We start from the raw sequence: 1640 nt of genomic DNA, 5'->3' as shown, positions 1-1640 counted from the left end.
TATCGACCCGTATCCGGACTTTCAGTCCGTAGCTTCAACCCACCAGCTTTAGCTGGTGGTTGTTGAGTAACGACTGCTGTCGTCACATGGAGACTAGTTTTAAAACGCTCGTTGTTCGCTGCGATATCCATAAGCTTTATATTCTGTGGAACACCGATCCACACGTAAATTTGACGATATCTGAGTACTTTGCGGTTCAGCTAGCTTACATCGTGGTCAAGTATAGGCGCCAATCAGCCGACTATCAAGAATGGCTGGCTGTCTTACGGACAAAGAAAGTTCTCATTGATCCTGTTTACCCTCAAGCAGAGCAATTTCAATTGGATGAGGCGATACTAGACTTGGAAAACGCTATTGAAGAAGAATCCACAGAACCGGAATGGGGGGCAAGGTATCCAAGCGCGAACATGCCCGAAATAAAAAGCAGTGGTATTTTCCGCAGGCTTTTTGAATATGCGGAAGAGACGGAAACTAACCTTGTGAATCGTCGTAAGCTTCAACGCCTCGGAGAAGAAATCATTAATTACATCGGTCGCAACGGTTGGCGTCTATTAAAGATTCTCGATGGTGTTGACAACATTCATTTGACCAACGAACGAACCAAGAGCTTCTACGCGCAGGCTCTGGAACAGACAAAAGCACTTGTAGATAAAGTCCGCCAACATAACGATAAGTGCATTCTCCTGCTATCCATCCGCACTCCTACTCTTCGAGATCTATGGACAAGGAATAATGCTCCGATATCCCACGGAATCATTGTCTACGAACCAGACCCTGACTGCCTAATTCATTCGTGCATTCGGCATCTGCCTCTCAATCCTGAGATTATATTAGAACGCAAACTGAGCGTCGCAGGAGATCCTAAAGCGGATCTCCTGCGTGACAGCTGGGAAAAACTACCACCACGGGCAAAGATTGAAGATCTAGAACTTCTCAAAAAAATCGCAAGAAAGTATATTTCCTTGATACAGGAAGAGTCGCGCCTTATTGCGTTAGATGAAGGGCTTTTTTCACAAGATCTAAGGGCCATAACGCGCAATATCTTGTCTTTGTTCCGGCTGGCACAAAAGACAGCAGATATTGCTGATAAGCGTTTTTGGTATATACGCAACCTATATCTTAATGGGAATTCTTATATTAGTACGGGAGGGGCAAGTAGAGGCGAAATGGAAATCGGTCAGGTTATCCCTAATCCGTTCGTATACATCGCTGCTCAGCATTCGAATATAGACAATACCAGGTGGTATGGGCTCTGCGGCGTTCGAATCCTTCAGTATTTATGGGTCGCCCCTGATCTTGAAATCATAGAGCTCAAGACTCAAATATGTAAATGGTTTGAATACCCAAAAGAGATATTCGACGAGTTCTTCGCTCGCTTCGCAGAATATGGTTTAATTATTTTCGATTATCATTCGGCATCTGAAAACGCGCTTGGTGGTCCCGGTGTGCAAAGTCGTTCCATACCTCATCCCGCAATAACAGTGCGACTATCGGGTTTAGGTGCTTTTGTACTGAAGCGCGTCGTCTGCGATACAGATAATCTGTATTTTTTTGCGCTGGACACACCTTTAAGCATCCCATTACACAGAACTTTGAGTGTACGATGGTGCGTTGTTTTTCCTGAGATATTTTGGAGCAGA

Annotated in this window: 1 protein-coding gene; it reads left to right on the top strand. The window is 44.8% G+C overall.

The window, feature by feature from the left end:
- Positions 1-86 precede the first annotated feature (86 nt).
- Positions 87-1640, top strand: a 1554-nt coding sequence (locus ACFSJC_RS15115) for a hypothetical protein (protein WP_386027882.1), incomplete at its 3' end; no start/stop codon positions are given.

The organism is Thiorhodococcus fuscus, from assembly GCF_042682685.1.
GTDB classification, from domain to species: Bacteria; Pseudomonadota; Gammaproteobacteria; order Chromatiales; family Chromatiaceae; genus Imhoffiella; species Imhoffiella fuscus.
This window is presented reverse-complemented; position numbering and strand designations above follow the sequence as displayed.